The sequence below is a fragment of the Mesorhizobium sp. M3A.F.Ca.ET.175.01.1.1 genome (genome assembly GCF_004791945.1).
Taxonomy (GTDB): Bacteria; Pseudomonadota; Alphaproteobacteria; order Rhizobiales; family Rhizobiaceae; genus Mesorhizobium.
Window position 1 is genome coordinate 1 of the sequence record NZ_SRTP01000389.1, and the last position, 288, is coordinate 288.

At 67.4% G+C, this 288-nt stretch carries 1 pseudogene; it reads right to left on the minus strand.

Annotated features, from left to right (window positions below):
• Positions 1-288, minus strand: a pseudogene (locus EN818_RS32110) (adenylate cyclase); the annotation flags it as partial.

The window sequence follows — 288 nt, forward strand, 5'->3', positions numbered from 1 at the left end:
CAGTGCCACGCCGCGGTTGGGCTCGATCGGTTCGCCCCAATGCACCCATCCCATCCAGTGGTTCATGGCAAGCCACCGATACGCCGCGGCATATTCCGGATCGAGCGAGACCGCGCGCGTCAGCATCAGATGCGCTTCGCGCGCCATCTGTGGGGACTCGTCAAACGATCTGCGAGCCCGCACGACGAGATCATAGGCTTCCAGATTCCTGGGCCGGTTGCGGGCCGGCGGCGCGCGCAGGCGGCCGAGCAGCGCTTCGACGATCCTGGCCGTGACCGCGTCCTGGAC